Annotated in this window: 16 protein-coding genes; 9 read left to right on the top strand and 7 right to left on the bottom strand. The window is 41.0% G+C overall.

The genetic code is table 11. The features are described from left to right. Positions 1-21 precede the first annotated feature (21 nt). From AQPE_RS12410 to AQPE_RS12430, 5 genes are all read right to left on the bottom strand, one after another. Complete coding sequence (locus tag AQPE_RS12410) at positions 22-207, bottom strand: YgaP family membrane protein (RefSeq protein WP_318346815.1); 186 nt, start codon at positions 205-207, stop codon at positions 22-24. A gap of 143 nt (positions 208-350) precedes the next feature. Next, the gene (locus tag AQPE_RS12415) at positions 351-1,235 is read right to left on the bottom strand and encodes a TolB-like translocation protein (RefSeq protein ID WP_318346816.1); all 885 of its coding nucleotides are present in this window, start codon (positions 1,233-1,235) and stop codon (positions 351-353) included. A gap of 41 nt (positions 1,236-1,276) precedes the next feature. Further along, complete coding sequence (locus AQPE_RS12420) at positions 1,277-1,681, bottom strand: YybH family protein (RefSeq protein ID WP_318346817.1); 405 nt, start codon at positions 1,679-1,681, stop codon at positions 1,277-1,279. A gap of 125 nt (positions 1,682-1,806) precedes the next feature. After that, positions 1,807-2,676 carry an AraC family transcriptional regulator gene (locus AQPE_RS12425; protein WP_318346818.1) on the bottom strand — a complete coding sequence of 290 codons (870 nt, stop codon included), beginning with the start codon at positions 2,674-2,676 and terminating at the stop codon, positions 1,807-1,809. A 21-nt stretch (positions 2,677-2,697) separates the two neighbouring features. After that, positions 2,698-3,126, bottom strand: coding sequence for a C-GCAxxG-C-C family protein (locus AQPE_RS12430; protein WP_318346819.1), 429 nt, complete (start codon positions 3,124-3,126; stop codon positions 2,698-2,700). Positions 3,127-3,414: 288 nt separating this feature from the next. On the opposite strand from AQPE_RS12430, the gene AQPE_RS12435 reads away from it, so the two are divergent. Continuing rightward, positions 3,415-3,972 carry a hypothetical protein gene (locus AQPE_RS12435; protein WP_318346820.1) on the top strand — a complete coding sequence of 186 codons (558 nt, stop codon included), beginning with the start codon at positions 3,415-3,417 and terminating at the stop codon, positions 3,970-3,972. A gap of 57 nt (positions 3,973-4,029) precedes the next feature. Here the strand turns inward: AQPE_RS12435 and AQPE_RS12440 are convergent, their stop codons facing one another. After that, positions 4,030-5,223 (bottom strand): phosphoglycerate kinase, encoded by a 1,194-nt coding sequence (locus tag AQPE_RS12440; RefSeq protein ID WP_318346821.1) that lies wholly within the window; start codon positions 5,221-5,223, stop codon positions 4,030-4,032. Positions 5,224-5,560: 337 nt separating this feature from the next. On the opposite strand from AQPE_RS12440, the gene AQPE_RS12445 reads away from it, so the two are divergent. The 4 genes from AQPE_RS12445 (at position 5,561) to trmB (ending at position 9,272) form a co-directional block, all read left to right on the top strand. Further along, the gene (locus tag AQPE_RS12445; RefSeq protein WP_318346822.1) at positions 5,561-6,685 is read left to right on the top strand and encodes a DNA polymerase III subunit; all 1,125 of its coding nucleotides are present in this window, start codon (positions 5,561-5,563) and stop codon (positions 6,683-6,685) included. Between the two features lie 146 nt (positions 6,686-6,831). Continuing rightward, a complete protein-coding gene (locus tag AQPE_RS12450; protein WP_318346823.1) occupies positions 6,832-7,956 on the top strand; it encodes a PSP1 domain-containing protein in 1,125 nt (374 codons plus the stop codon). Then, a complete protein-coding gene (locus AQPE_RS12455; protein ID WP_318346824.1) occupies positions 7,953-8,423 on the top strand; it encodes a gliding motility lipoprotein GldH in 471 nt (156 codons plus the stop codon). The genes AQPE_RS12450 and AQPE_RS12455 overlap by 4 nt, the downstream gene beginning before the upstream one ends. Positions 8,424-8,531: 108 nt before the next feature. Next, positions 8,532-9,272 (top strand): tRNA (guanosine(46)-N7)-methyltransferase TrmB, encoded by a 741-nt coding sequence (gene trmB / locus AQPE_RS12460; RefSeq protein ID WP_318346825.1) that lies wholly within the window; start codon positions 8,532-8,534, stop codon positions 9,270-9,272. A 63-nt stretch (positions 9,273-9,335) separates the two neighbouring features. Here trmB and AQPE_RS12465 read toward each other — a convergent pair whose 3' ends face one another. Beyond that, on the bottom strand, positions 9,336-9,473 hold the full coding sequence (locus tag AQPE_RS12465) for a hypothetical protein (protein ID WP_318346826.1): 138 nt from the start codon (positions 9,471-9,473) through the stop codon (positions 9,336-9,338). A 2-nt stretch (positions 9,474-9,475) separates the two neighbouring features. On the opposite strand from AQPE_RS12465, the gene AQPE_RS12470 reads away from it, so the two are divergent. The 4 genes from AQPE_RS12470 (at position 9,476) to AQPE_RS12485 (ending at position 13,732) form a co-directional block, all read left to right on the top strand. Next, positions 9,476-9,829, top strand: coding sequence for an MGMT family protein (locus tag AQPE_RS12470; RefSeq protein ID WP_318346827.1), 354 nt, complete (start codon positions 9,476-9,478; stop codon positions 9,827-9,829). A gap of 129 nt (positions 9,830-9,958) precedes the next feature. Next, on the top strand, positions 9,959-11,074 hold the full coding sequence (locus AQPE_RS12475) for an Mrp/NBP35 family ATP-binding protein (RefSeq protein WP_318346828.1): 1,116 nt from the start codon (positions 9,959-9,961) through the stop codon (positions 11,072-11,074). 243 nt (positions 11,075-11,317) lie between these two features. Next, positions 11,318-12,727 carry an MFS transporter gene (locus AQPE_RS12480; protein WP_318346829.1) on the top strand — a complete coding sequence of 470 codons (1,410 nt, stop codon included), beginning with the start codon at positions 11,318-11,320 and terminating at the stop codon, positions 12,725-12,727. A gap of 24 nt (positions 12,728-12,751) precedes the next feature. Then, positions 12,752-13,732, top strand: a complete 981-nt coding sequence (locus AQPE_RS12485) for an ROK family protein (RefSeq protein ID WP_318346830.1) — start codon at positions 12,752-12,754, stop codon at positions 13,730-13,732. The last annotated feature ends 96 nt before the right edge of the window (positions 13,733-13,828 follow it).

Raw genomic sequence — 13,828 nt, forward strand, 5'->3', positions numbered from 1 at the left:
TTGTATGACAAGATGTTAATCCTATTCTTTTTTGTTTGTATTAATCCCCAACAGTGGGTATAAAGGGCAAAATCTGAATACGGCAGTTGCAAAAAGAGCAACTCCAATGAGTCCCCAGTAACTTTCAAAAATAACACCTCCTACAGCAATCCCGATCCCGGCGACCAGGCGGAGCGTACGGTCAATCGATCCAACGTTCATTTTCATAGTTAAACGATTTAAAGGTTTAGCGATGATACGTTACTGGCTACGAGTTGTTCAGAATTCTTTTATCAAAAATAAAAGGCTGGAAATAAACTTGGAGAATCCTCACTTGCATCGAGAAAAAATTCTATTCTTTCTTTGCTGTATTAGTGATCTGAAGACTTTTCTATTACTCCTTTTGCTTCAGTCCAATAGATGTCATCTTGTTTGTAAATAAATACAAATTTGCCATCAGGTGAAACATCAAAAGAATCTTCATCTCCTGAAGTATTAAACCTATTTCCAGGATTGACCGGGGATGACCAGGAGTTATCTTCTTTTTTATAAGAAATAAAAACGTCATATCCCTCTTTGCCATTCTGGTCGGTTGAGGAAGTGATTATGTACTTTTCATCGGGATCGACAAACGGATCGGTAACACTGCTTTTAATGTCAAATGATAGACCGATCTTAACAGGATCAGCGTAAGATCCGTCAATATATATTGACTTATAGATGCTTCCGAACTGTGTTTTATTATCCCAGCGACAGAAATAAACCGAGCCGTTTTTGGAAACGGAAGGATGAAACTCCCAAATATTCGGATCGTCAATGTCTATTATTTTGTGTAGATTTTCCCAGCCAGACTCTGTTCGCTCTAATCTCCAGATGCTATATCGCTTAATATCTTTTTCTCCTTTGCTTGATGAAAAGAATAAATACTTCCCGTCGGGCGAAAATGCAGGCTCGCATGCAAAACAATCCATACAAAAATCAGCCACTTGTGGCTCACCCCACAGATTGTTTATCTTTTTAACCTGCATTATTTTACTTTCAGGCCAACTTTTCCCTCCGGAAAAGAAAACTTCATCTCCGGCAGGTGAAATTGCTAAAGATTTTTCTCTAACGTCTTTGAGTGATACAATATGGGGAGCGAATAGTTTTATTGAATCTCCAGGACTTGAAAGTCCAAAATAATCGAAATCAGAATGTTGGGCTAACGTTATGACTGAAAACGACATAAGAAATGCGATTGTAACTACACCTTTCATAACAGTTGATATTTGAAGACATTTAAAATACATAGAGAATTTTAGTTAAGTTCTGGTTTTGTCAGCGACCAATGGGTTTGGCAAATTTTCCATGTTCCATCGGCTTCCAGGCGGTAAACTTCGGTGCAGTTCCATTTATGCACTTTCCTGTCACTTTCTGATTTGAAGTTAAAAGTCAGAACGGCCATTTTATCCGTTGCCTGAACCAGCGGGTCGAGCATTTCAAAATGATTGGCGTTTACTTGCCCTTTTAGCGGCAGGTACAGCTTGGTTAATTCTTCAAGCCCATTTATTCTTTTTTCCAGAAAAGGATCAAAATATACCACATCGGGTGCCGATATTTCGAGGAACCCGGTTGGATCGCCCTTACACCAGCGATCGAGTGCAGCTTTTTCGAGGCCAAGAATTGTTGATTGAATCAGGGGTTTTTCTTGTGCGTTTGTCATGGCGGCAAAAATTAAGAATAAGATTATAAAAGATTGTCTCATCGTGTTGATGATTGATTGTCAAGACAAAACTACAGCCAATACTTTTCTTCGGATAACATAAAACGGGGAGAAAACAGGACTTTTCAGGACAAATGCCGCTTCCTGAAAGCAAGAGGCGAAAAACCGGTTTCGTTTCGGAACAGTCGGACGAAATAAGACGAGTCGCTGAATCCAAGATTCCAGGCAATCTCCGAAACAGGCGTTTCGCAGGACAACAGTAATCGTTTGGCCTCAGTCATTAGCCGGTTTATGATGTATTGTTTGGCCGAAACGCCCGATTCGTTTTTTACGAGCTCATTCAAATATCCTGATGTAATACAAAGTTCCGAAGCATAAAACGACACCGTATGGTCGTTGCAATAATGCGTCTCAACCAATTGCACAAACCGTGTAATTTTGGAGTTTAGGGGAGTGGCTGCTAATTGGTAATACGAGCGATACACATTATTTATCCAGGCAAGAACCTGATAAAGTAAGGCTCGCAAAAGGTGAGTTTCCTTATTGTCCGAAATTTCCTGCTCGATCTGCAACATGATGTTGAAGAGGTACTTCCCTTGCTCTTCCGTAAGCGATAACTGAGGTGGAGCCTGACGGTTTGTGAAAAAGGACAGCATCTTCACAAACAAGGGATCACTAAAGAAGCTGCACAGGAATTCTTCTTCAAAAATCAAGACAAGTCCATGAGGTATATCTGATACTTTCCACTCCCTGATTTGTCCCGGAGCGGAAAAATAAAGGTGATTGGATGTTACCGGAAATTCATGCTGATCAAGGGCAAAACTTCCGTAGCCATCAAGAATAAAGGTGATGTCGTAATATGTGAGGCAATGTCGCGGTGTTTGACGAATGTATTTGCTAAGCGATTCGAGCCTGATAAGGTCGATCAGCAATTCGCTGCCGTACTTGTTTTTGCTGAACTGATATGTTTTGCAGTCCGTAACCTGTCTATTCATTTTTTGACAACTCGCTCGGGTTTAGAATTCCTCTTCAAGGATTTCGGCTGCCGAGGCAACAAGTCCTGAACAAATGGAGTCGAACAATTTCTTATCATTGGCTTCTGTAGAACCTTCCGGAGTTGAAATATCGACTCCAAGCAGTTTTTTACATTTTAAAGAACCGTGTCTGGCGATAAACAATTCATTGAATTTCTTAACCGCAACTTTCGTTTCAGTCTTTATTTCCTGAATCGATTTTTCTCCGAATTGAGCTTTCATTCCCAAAACCATGTAAGCTCCGGTAACCGCACCACAGGTTTCAGCCCTGCCCATTCCTCCGCCAAATCCAAGAGCAATTCGCAATGCAGTAGTCCTATCAAGTTTTAGGTCTTCGGCGTGGCTTAAAAGTACCGATTGTGCGCAGTTCAATGTCTTAAAGTTTTCGATGGCTAGCTGTGATTTTTTCATGATTTGTAGTTTTTTTGAAGCAATCAAAATTAGCATTTCTAACTTTCAAGTCCTATTCGATGTATCAATTGTTCCAAATCATCTTTTTAGTTAACCCAAGATTATTTTTCAAACGGTATTTTTTCACTTTCAGCATAAATATTTAATTCTCACTCAATCATCAATCGTGATTTAATACAAAATAAAGTATATTTATACCGCGGTTAAATTTTAAAAGGCAGTTATCTCCAACTGCCTGGTGAAAGCGGAAAAGGGTCAGGTTCAGTATTTATAAATTAAAACAACCGTATGCTTAGTACAAATAGAACACTGACAAACAACAGGAGGCAAATGCCTCTTCAATTTAATTTGAGTGGCTACAATGGCGATATGAGATTTTTTCGGAATTTAGAAGCCGGGGACTATCTACATAAATGGAAACAATCCATTAATGATACCATTTGTTTTTTAGATAAGGTTAGTTTTGGAGATTCTGAAAGTGATGTCAAAAAGATTCTTGGTGAGCCATTCTTTATCTATCGAAATCGGCTGAGCAATCTGCCACATACGGTTTATTCCTATGGCCTCAGATCGGGGAGCAACAAGCTAAAAGTTGAATTGCATTTCGTAGACAAGAGTTTTGTGCTTGGAGCAATTTTTTATAAGACTGAAAGTATTAACTTTTCCGATCTCAATCATTATTTTAAAGAGACGTTTAAGCTCGAAACGTTTCATTTTAAACGTGATATAATTGTCGATCCTTCTGGTAATTTTCTTGAGTTTCATCACGATCCCAATTGCTTCATCATGACATTCTCTAAATTGAAGTGGATCAATTCAACCAGTCTGTTTCAGCATATGAATTGAAAAATAAAAACCCGAAGCAACAGCCCCGGGTTTTCAGTATTTAAGGATTAACTATTTTTATTCGCCTCTTACCGCTGCAACGCCAGGAAGTACTTGCCCTTCAAGGTATTCAAGTAATGCACCGCCAGCGGTTGAGATGTACGAAACTCCATCGGCAAAACCAAATTGGTTTACACACGAAACAGAATCACCACCGCCAACTAATGAGAAAGCGCCTTTTGCAGTTGCTTTTACAATGGCTTCACCAACAGCAATAGAGCCAACAGCAAATTTTTCCATTTCGAAAACGCCAACCGGACCATTCCAAAGGATTGTTCCCGAATTTTCAATCACTTCTTTAAACATGGCAATGCTGTTTGGACCTGCATCCAATCCCATCCATCCTTCAGGAATTGCATTGGCTTCAGTAACTTTTGTATTCGCATCAGCGGAAAACGCATCAGCAGCAACAACATCAGTAGCCATATAAATTTTTACTCCTTTTTCTGCAGCTTTTTTCTCAATAGCCAAAGCAGTATCAAGGTATTCCAATTCGCAAATCGAGTTGCCAACTTCGCCGCCGTGAGCTTTTACAAAAGTATAAGTCATTCCACCGCCCAAAATCAGGTTGTCAACTTTGTCGAGCAGGTTTTCGATGATGGTAATTTTTGACGAAACTTTAGCGCCACCCATAATGGCAGTCAACGGACGCTGTGGGTTTTTCAATACTTTATCCAAACTGGCAACTTCGCTTTCGATGAGGTAACCAAACATTTTATCGTTCGGGAAGAATTTAGCAATTACAGCAGTTGAAGCATGTGCGCGGTGAGCTGTTCCAAAAGCGTCGTTAATCCAGCAATCGCCGTTTGCAGCCAATTGTTCTGCAAAACCTTCGTCGCCCTTTTCTTCTTCTTTGTGGAAACGAAGGTTTTCGAGTAGCAATACTTCTCTAGGTTTTAAAGCTTTGGCCATGGCCTGAACTTCGGCTCCAATACAATCAGGAGCCATTTTTACTTCGCGGCCAAGGAGTTCGCTCAAATGAGAAACCAGGTGGCACATGGAGTATTTGGGGTTTGGTCCGTCTTTTGGGCGACCGAAATGCGACATGATAATAGGTGATCCACCCTCAGCAATTACTTTGTTAATGGTTTGTACTGCTGCGCGCATGCGTGTGTCGTCGGTAATCACGAAATTTTCGTCGAGTGGCACGTTAAAATCAACACGAATCAGTGCTTTCTTTCCGGCGAAATCATAAGTTTCAATAGTTTGCATATATGTTTATTTAGAGTTACAAAAAATCACCCCAAATATAAAAAATATATCAGAGCGATAAGGATTAGAAATCTTTTGGTTTCCTGAATTTAATGTTGACGTAAAGTATTTTGAAGTCGGAAGACAGAAATCAGGAGACCGGAGATGGGATCGCTGCTCACTGAGTAGCGAAGCGTATCGAAAGGAGTATTAATTTGTCGAGATCTCATTTTTTTAGTGGGCGGGTGATTCCAAGTCACCCGCCCACTGTTCCCCAGGCTTGTTGAAATCTAATTTTTCGTCGAAAGGGGTTTTCTACACAGAATTGTTATTTTTGACACTCCTCAATAGATCCTTTATGTTTTTTAAAGAAGTTATCGGACAAAGCGCCATCAAACAACGACTAATTCAGTCGGTTAACGAAGAACGAGTAAGCCATGCCCAGCTGTTTGCAGGTCCTCCCGGAAGCGGAAAACTGGCACTCGCCATTGCATACGCTCAATTTGTGGCCTGCACCAACCGGCAGGCCGACGATTCATGTGGTGAATGTCCGTCGTGCAAAAAGTACAAAAAGCTGATTCATCCCGATCTTCATTTTGTATTTCCGGTGATAAAAACGCCCAAATTTAAGGAGCCTGTTTCTGATAATTTTCTGGAAGAATGGCGGATCATGATCGCCAAAAATCCATATTTCAACAGCGACCAGTGGTTCGAATTTATTGGCGTTGAAAATGCCCAGGGCTTGATTTATTCGCATCAAAGCGAAGAAATTATCAGGAAGCTCAACCTTAAATCGTACGAATCGGAATACAAGGTGATGATAATCTGGCTTCCGGAGAAAATGCACGTAGCCTGCGCCAACAAGCTGCTGAAAATGATCGAAGAACCGCCCGTAAAAACGTTGTTTGTCCTGATTACCGAAAACGAAGAAGACATTATCAGCACCATCCGGTCGCGATGCCAGCTCATTATCATACCTCCAATCGATTCGGTTTCGATTGAAAAAGCCATAAGTGCTTTGCCTGAAGCTGTAGGTTTTGATCTTCGAAATATCGTTCACCTGTCGAAGGGAAACTATGGTAAAGCCATTGAATTGCTTGAGCCTGACGAACAAACTCTTTTTAACCTCGAACGATTTAAAGAATTAATGCGTTATTCCTACGGAAGAAAATTCGCCGACCTGTTTAAATGGGTTGATCAGGTGGCAAATGTTGGTCGCGAGAAGCAAAAAAGCTTGCTGAACTATTTTCTGATTATACTTCGCGAGAACTTCGTTTATAATCTGAAAAACAGCAATCTGACCTTCATGAGCGATCAGGAAGAAGAGTTTTCGAAGCGATTTTCGCCTTTCATCAACGAGCGAAACATTATTGAACTAACAGAGGTTTTCGAAACCGCTTTTGCCCACATTGGAATGAACGGAAATCCAAGAATCATATTTACTGACGTGGCGTTTAAAATTACCAAACTCATCAGGAAATAGGGAAGTGGACAGTATTCAGTCGCAGGGTCTGCATTTCTGAACACTGAAACTGGGCACTGAACACTTTTTTCGAATGACCAATGACTAATAACTAATTACAGATTTTATAACTATTTTTGCATGCACTTGGTAATTCTCTAACTATTATGGATGATCTCAATTTTGTTGATCGCGGATGCTGCAATGGGCGCGGGGGAACTTGTTCTAAACTGAACGTTTACGATTGGTTGGACGACGTGATCAACATTGCGAATCCGACAGATTTGGTCGAGGTCAGATTTAAGAATACCCGAAAGGATTTTTTTCGCAATGTAAATAACCTGAAATTGGATCCGGGCGATTTGGTTGCCGTTGAAGCCAATCCTGGTCACGATATCGGAATTGTTACGGTAACCGGCGATTTGGTGCTTGAGCAAATGAAAAAGCACAAAGTAACCCTGATCAATGGTGAAATCCGTAAAATATACCGAAAAGCAAAACCTGCAGACATTGACAAATGGAAGGAAGCAATTGCTTGCGAACAACAAACCATGATACGTTCGCGCCAGATTGCCAACGAGCTAAACCTGGCCATGAAAATTGGCGATGTGGAATATCAAGGCGATAAAACAAAAGCCATTTTCTATTATTTGGCCGACGATCGTGTTGATTTTCGCCAACTGATCAAAGTTTTTGCTGACACTTTCCGGATCAGAATAGAAATGAAGCAAATTGGGGCAAGGCAGGAGGCTGGCCGTATCGGAGGAATTGGTCCTTGCGGACGCGAAATTTGCTGCGCGTCGTGGATCACTAATTTTGTGTCGGTAAATACGAATTCAGCCCGGTATCAGGATATTTCGCTGAACCCGCAAAAATTGGCCGGACAATGTGGCAAACTGAAATGCTGCCTCAACTTCGAAGTGGATACCTACATCGATGCGCAGAAAGATTTTCCGTCATCAAATGTTCAGCTCCAAACTGAAAATGGAACCTACCAATATTTCAAAGCCGATATTTTTAAACAAATATACCTGTACTCCAAAGTGGGCGATAAAACAGGAAATCTGATAGAAGTTCCGGTTAGTCGGGTGAAAGAAATTATCCGGTCGAACCAGAAAGGTCAAGTTGTAGCAAGGCTAATTCATGAATCAGAGATTAAGCCTGTTGTCGAAAAATTAGGTTTCGAAGATGGTTCGAACCACGATTCGCTAACTCGTTTTGACGACCCGAAACGTTCTGAAAACAAAAAAAGAGGCAACAATCGCCGCAGAAAATTCAAACCCAAATCATGAGACAATTTTTTATACTAATTTTTGCCATAACCCTTATTACAGGCCTCATTTCGTGTGACCGAAAGAAGGTTTTTGAAGCCTATCACCGAATTGACGAAAAAGGTTGGAACAAGGATTCGGTTATTGTTTTTAAGGTTCATTTAACCGACACCATCAAAAACAACAACCTGTTTGTGAACATTCGCAACAAAGGAACTTACGCGTATAGTAACATTTATCTTTTTATGACTATTGGCTCTCCCGATGGAGTTATGAGGACAGATACTGTTGAGTTTACCCTGGCAGATCCCTCTGGCAAATGGCGGGGAAGCGGAATTGGAGGCCTGCACGACAGCCAGATTCCATACAAAAGCAGTGTTTACTTTCCGCATAAAGGAGAATACACATTCATGATCAAACAGGGAATGCGCGATAACGTGTTACAAGGAATTCGCGATGTCGGTTTCCGTATAGAAAAAACTTATTAGGAGGCGGAAGGCCGAAGGCTAACTCGGAACTCGAAACCCGCAACAAATTTGAAGCCGTGAGACGAAAGGCAAAATTGTAAATAGTAAATTGTCAAATAGTAAGTAAAAGTGGGGAAGAATAAATTATCGAAATTTGCCGATCTGGCAACTTACGAACATGTGGTTCAGGTTACTTACCGGCATGTTCAGGAAAATGGATTTCAATACAAAGGGAAATGGAGTGAGACTTTTTTCGGAAATACGAATCCGGTTATTCTCGAATTGGGCTGCGGAAAAGGCGAATACACAGTAAAACTTGCCAAACATTATCCTGAATTTAATTTCATTGGCTTAGATATTAAAGGTTCCAGAATGTGGAAAGGCGCCACTCAAGCCAAAGATCAGGGATTAAAAAATGTTGGCTTTTTGCGTACCAACATCGAGAATATCCGCATGTTTTTTGCGGAAAACGAAGTTGCTGAGATCTGGCTCACTTTTCCTGATCCGCAAATGAAAAGAACACGCAAAAGACTGACCGCAACCAATTTCATATCAAATTATCGTCAGATCATGGTTTCAAACGGTATCATTCACCTAAAGTCGGACAGTAATTTTATGTATCGTTACACCGAAGCCATGGTTGCCGAAAATCAGTTTGAAGTTATACGTCAAACCGACGATTTATATCATTCCGAAATTCTTGACGAAGTATTGTCGATCCAGACTTTCTACGAAAAACAATGGCTCGACCGCGGACTGACCATCAAATACCTGGCTTTCCGGCTTAGCCACCAGGAACTTCTTCGTGAGCCGCAAGTTGAGATAGAGAAAGATCCGTACCGTAGTTTTGGACGCAGTGCGAAGGAGTAAAACACAAAGTCCGGAGACGGGAGACCGAAGTCAGAAGAGATATCCACAAATTTGATTTTTCTGCTAAGGTCCCATCGGGACGATATATTTGTAGCCCTGGCTTTTAAGCCGGGGAGGATGCGACGAAGAGGATTTAAACGCCGGTTCGCCTAATTTGATCGAAGCAATAATCCATTTCCGGCGTAATGGCTCAAATTTCATAATTGGCAAGAATTCTATTGTTTATGAGCGATTTTTACGATAAAGTGTATGAGGTTGTGCGCCTGATTCCTGCGGGAAGAGTGACGAGCTACGGAGCGATTGCGACTTTTCTGGGTACAGCACAATCGTCACGAATGATTGGTTGGGCCATGAACAATGCCGGTAGTCAGGAAAAATATGTCCCCGCCCACCGGGTTGTCAACCGAAACGGATTGCTCACCGGGAAGCATCATTTCGGCTCGTCAACCGTTATGCAGGAATTGCTCGAGGCTGAAGGAATTACGGTCGTTGATGACCAGATTGTTGATTTTGAAAAGCACTTCTGGAATCCGATGATTGAACTTGACATGGAATAGTTTGTTTCTATGAGGTGTTCAGTTACGAGATACGGGTTGCGAGTTTCGGGTTAAACATGTAACCCGGAACTCGCAACCCGCAACAAATGAAATATTTTCAAAAACCAATTGAGAAAAATACATATAAAAATGACAGAAATACCACGTAAATTAATTGTTCCCAAAAATATTACCGATGCGCTCCGGAATGTGATTTTCCCCGGAAGTAATCAGGATGTTATTTCGCTCGATATGGCTCAGGAAATTCGGGTTGCCGGCAAAAAAGTTACTTTTTCGCTGGTTTTTCAACGTTCGGATGACCCTAATATGGCTGCCGTTATTGCGGCCTGCGAGGAGGCTATTCTGACTCACCTTGGTTCCGACGTTGAAATAAAAGGCAACATCACTGCAAAGGCGATTCATCAAATGGAACGTCCGATTTTACCAGGAGTTAAAAACCTGATTGCTATTGCTTCAGGAAAAGGGGGCGTTGGGAAATCAACTGTTTCAGTAAATCTGGCCATTGCATTGGCTAAAACTGGAGCCAAAGTCGGACTGATTGATGCCGATATTTTCGGGCCGTCAATCCCAAAAATGTTTGGAGTTGAGGATGTTAAACCCGCCGGAGTTCGTGTTGATGGAAAAGAACGTATTCAACCCATCAGTAAATTTGGCGTTAACTTTTTGTCCATAGGTTTTTTTGTTGCTACTGAAGACGCTGTTATTTGGCGGGGACCAATGGCTTCGAACGCGCTTAAACAATTAATAACCGACGGCAATTGGGGAACATTGGATTACTTGCTTTTTGATCTTCCTCCCGGAACCAGCGATATTCACCTCACTTTGGTTCAAACCGTTCCCATTTCAGGAGCCGTTATTGTTACCACTCCTCAGGATGTAGCTTTGGCCGATGTAATCAGAGGGGTAAATATGTTCAAAGGAAAAGGTGTTGATGTTCCGGTTCTCGGGCTCATTGAAAATATGGCATGGTTTACGCCTGAAGAACTTCCCGAAAACAAATACTACATTTTCGGCAGGGATGGTGGTCTGAAACTGGCGGAGCGGCTCGAATTGCCTTTGCTTGGACAAATACCAATTGTTCAGGGGATTCGTGAAGGCGGCGATTCGGGTAATCCGGTCGCCTGGGACGATAACTCCATAACCGGGAAAGTATTTGCTGAGATAGCTTCTAATTTAATTCGGGAATCCGACGCACGAAATGTAAACCTGAATCCGACAAAAAAAGTAAAAGTCAGCCGAAAATAGATTGCTGATCGCTCAAAATTTATAATGGAACATTTTGTCAATCTTATGGACAAATGTTCCATTTTTTTATGCTTGTTGCTAGCTTGGTTTCTTTAAATTATTCATATTTAGATTTTTATCTAAAATTTATTGTCGCTATTTGTGTTCGTCTGGATTTTATGATTTCTTGGATTAGTCGGTTGAATTTCTATTTTTGTTTAGAGAACTAAACTTTATTGAATTATTTAAACTAACTTTTAATCTATGACAAACCAATCGAGCAGCAATCTCAGAATTGGAATGACCTTTATGGCTTCCATCTTCTTCATTTTTGGATTTATTACAAACTTCAACATTGCTATGAAAGATCAGGTGCAACTGGCATTTGATCTGAAAACGCTATATCCGGGATGGGAGAATTTTTTTGCACAACTTGTAAATGGCGTATTTTTCTTTGCCTATTTCTGTTTCAGCTTTATATCCGGCATGATTATCAAGAAAATTGGCTATAAAAATGGCGTTATCGTCGGTCTTGTATTAGTTGCAACAGGTAGCTACTTGTTTTTTCCAGCAGTTTCGGTTTTGTCGTACCCATTATTTTTGGGGGCTATATTTGTAATGGCAACTGGGGTTGTATTTTTGCAAACTGCCGCGAATCCTTACGTTGTAGCTTTAGGTCCGCAAGAAACCGCTCCTGCCCGGCTTAATTTAACTCAGGCTTTAAACGGGGTGGCTACCACCATTGCCCCTTACTTAGCTGGAATCCTGGTTTTGGCTCCTGCTGTAATGGCTCTTAAAAATGGAGCTTCTGCACAGGAAGCAGCCGATTTTGTTAAAATGCCATTCGTTATCATTGGTTCAGTAGTTGTTTTAATTGCGATTGGAATCGTGTTCATTAAGTTACCTGAAATTATAGGTGATGCGACTGTTGCATCTATGTCAGCCTTGAAAAAACCTCAGGTTTGGTTAGGTGCAATTGGGATTTTCTGCTATGTCGGAGCTGAGGTAGGCACTGCCTCCCAGATAAGTAGCTATTTGACTAATTTGCTGGATATGGCAAAAGATGAGGCTGTAAAATTAACTGCCATTTATTGGGGTGGAAATATGATTGGCCGTTTTATTGGGTCAGTTTTACTTGGTACGCTATCCAAAAATCTGAAATACAGGTATTCTTTGTTTATTTTAGTCTTCGCATTTTTCGTGGGTTGGTTTATCTTCTCGGCAGGGGTGAAAGACGGACAGTTTATTTTTGAATCGAAACCAATTTATGGCATAATTTTCTTTATTATTGCGGTTGTCAATTTTTTATTGATGCTTTTGGGCAGAGGTATTGCAAACGTTTCTTTGGGAATTTTCGGAGCAGCAAATATGTTCCTTGTTTTAGCCGGATTTCTGTTGCCTCCACAAATCGGAATGTGGTGTTTGCTTTCAGTAGGGTTCTTTAACTCGATCATGTTCCCCAATATTTTTTCATTGGGTGTTAACGATCTTGATCCTTCCGAAATGCCAATCGCATCCGGTATGATCAATACAATGATCGTTGGTGGATCGGTTGTTCCGGTGGTTATGGGCGCAATAACTGATTCCGTAAGCTTGAAAGCTGCTTTATTAGTTCCTATAATTTGTTATGCATATATCACGTTCTTTGCATTAGAGGGAAGTAAAATCCGATAATCAATTTTTTTAATAATATACTCAATGAAAAAAGTAGCAATAGGTGTCGATATTGGTGGAACAAATACTGCCATTGGTGTTGTTGATGAATTAGGAAATGTAGTTGCAAAAGGAAACATTTCAACCCGAACCGATGGGGACGTTGATCGGTATGTTGATGATTTATCATCAGCAATTCATGAATTAATCAATTCGGTTAAACTATTAAATCCTGAAATCGAAATTCAGGGGATTGGAATTGGAGCTCCAAATGCAAATTATTACGCCGGAACTATTGAATATGCTGCAAACCTGGCCTTTAAAGGTGTCGTGCCTCTTGTGAAACTTCTTAAACTTAAATTTCCTGAACTAAAGGCCATCTCAATGACCAACGACGCCAATGCTGCTGCGATTGGCGAGATGATTTACGGCGGTGCCGTTGGGATGAAAAACTTTGTGATGTACACTCTTGGCACAGGTGTTGGAAGTGGAATCGTTGTCAATGGAGATTTGGTATATGGCGACGACGGTTTTGCCGGCGAATGTGGTCACACCACCTTAATCCCTGGCGGAAGACTGTGTGGTTGTGGTGCACTTGGTCACTTTGAAGCATACTGCTCAGCTCCGGGCATGAAACGCACTGCTTTTGAGCTGTTGGTGAAATACAATGCTACCGACAGTTTATTGGCTGACAAATCTTTTAACGAACTCGATTCGAAAATGATTTTTGATGCTGCTGAAAGAGGAGATAAAGTAGCCAACGAAGTATTTGAACAAACCGGGAAATGGCTTGGACAGGGTTTTGCCGATACAGCTCATCACCTGAGTCCTGAAGCCATCTTTTTGTTTGGTGGTCCAACTGCTGCCGGCGACTATATTTTCAAACCCGCGAAAGAAAGTATGGAGAAACATTTGTTAACGTCTTTTAAAAATAAGATTCAAATTTTGCCTTCACAGCTAAAACCTGGCGATGCAGCAATTGTTGGTGCAAGCGCATTGGTTTATCAGGAACTAAATAAAATGTAATTTCACAATTAGCTGATTATAAGTAACAAACAATCAGTTTTGATAAAATACAGAGAGGGAAGTATGGCTAACTTTGGCTATCTTTCCTCTCTTTAT

The sequence above is a fragment of the Aquipluma nitroreducens genome, from assembly GCF_009689585.1.
GTDB classification, from domain to species: Bacteria; Bacteroidota; Bacteroidia; order Bacteroidales; family Prolixibacteraceae; genus Aquipluma; species Aquipluma nitroreducens.

What these genes read in the sequence shown, in the direction of transcription:
- AQPE_RS12415 (WP_318346816.1), bottom strand. Translation starts at nt 1,235, where the DNA reads ATGAAAGGTGTAGTTACAATCGCATTTCTTATGTCGTTTTCAGTCATA.
- AQPE_RS12425 (WP_318346818.1), bottom strand. Translation starts at nt 2,676, where the DNA reads ATGAATAGACAGGTTACGGACTGCAAAACATATCAGTTCAGCAAAAAC.
- AQPE_RS12465 (WP_318346826.1), bottom strand. Translation starts at nt 9,473, where the DNA reads ATGAAATTTGAGCCATTACGCCGGAAATGGATTATTGCTTCGATCAAA.
- AQPE_RS12485 (WP_318346830.1), top strand. Translation starts at nt 12,752, where the DNA reads ATGAAAAAAGTAGCAATAGGTGTCGATATTGGTGGAACAAATACTGCC.
- AQPE_RS12440 (WP_318346821.1), bottom strand. Translation starts at nt 5,223, where the DNA reads ATGCAAACTATTGAAACTTATGATTTCGCCGGAAAGAAAGCACTGATT.
- AQPE_RS12450 (WP_318346823.1), top strand. Translation starts at nt 6,832, where the DNA reads ATGGATGATCTCAATTTTGTTGATCGCGGATGCTGCAATGGGCGCGGG.
- AQPE_RS12475 (WP_318346828.1), top strand. Translation starts at nt 9,959, where the DNA reads ATGACAGAAATACCACGTAAATTAATTGTTCCCAAAAATATTACCGAT.
- AQPE_RS12430 (WP_318346819.1), bottom strand. Translation starts at nt 3,126, where the DNA reads ATGAAAAAATCACAGCTAGCCATCGAAAACTTTAAGACATTGAACTGC.
- AQPE_RS12455 (WP_318346824.1), top strand. Translation starts at nt 7,953, where the DNA reads ATGAGACAATTTTTTATACTAATTTTTGCCATAACCCTTATTACAGGC.
- AQPE_RS12420 (WP_318346817.1), bottom strand. Translation starts at nt 1,681, where the DNA reads ATGACAAACGCACAAGAAAAACCCCTGATTCAATCAACAATTCTTGGC.
- AQPE_RS12410 (WP_318346815.1), bottom strand. Translation starts at nt 207, where the DNA reads ATGAAAATGAACGTTGGATCGATTGACCGTACGCTCCGCCTGGTCGCC.
- AQPE_RS12435 (WP_318346820.1), top strand. Translation starts at nt 3,415, where the DNA reads ATGCTTAGTACAAATAGAACACTGACAAACAACAGGAGGCAAATGCCT.
- AQPE_RS12480 (WP_318346829.1), top strand. Translation starts at nt 11,318, where the DNA reads ATGACAAACCAATCGAGCAGCAATCTCAGAATTGGAATGACCTTTATG.
- AQPE_RS12445 (WP_318346822.1), top strand. Translation starts at nt 5,561, where the DNA reads ATGTTTTTTAAAGAAGTTATCGGACAAAGCGCCATCAAACAACGACTA.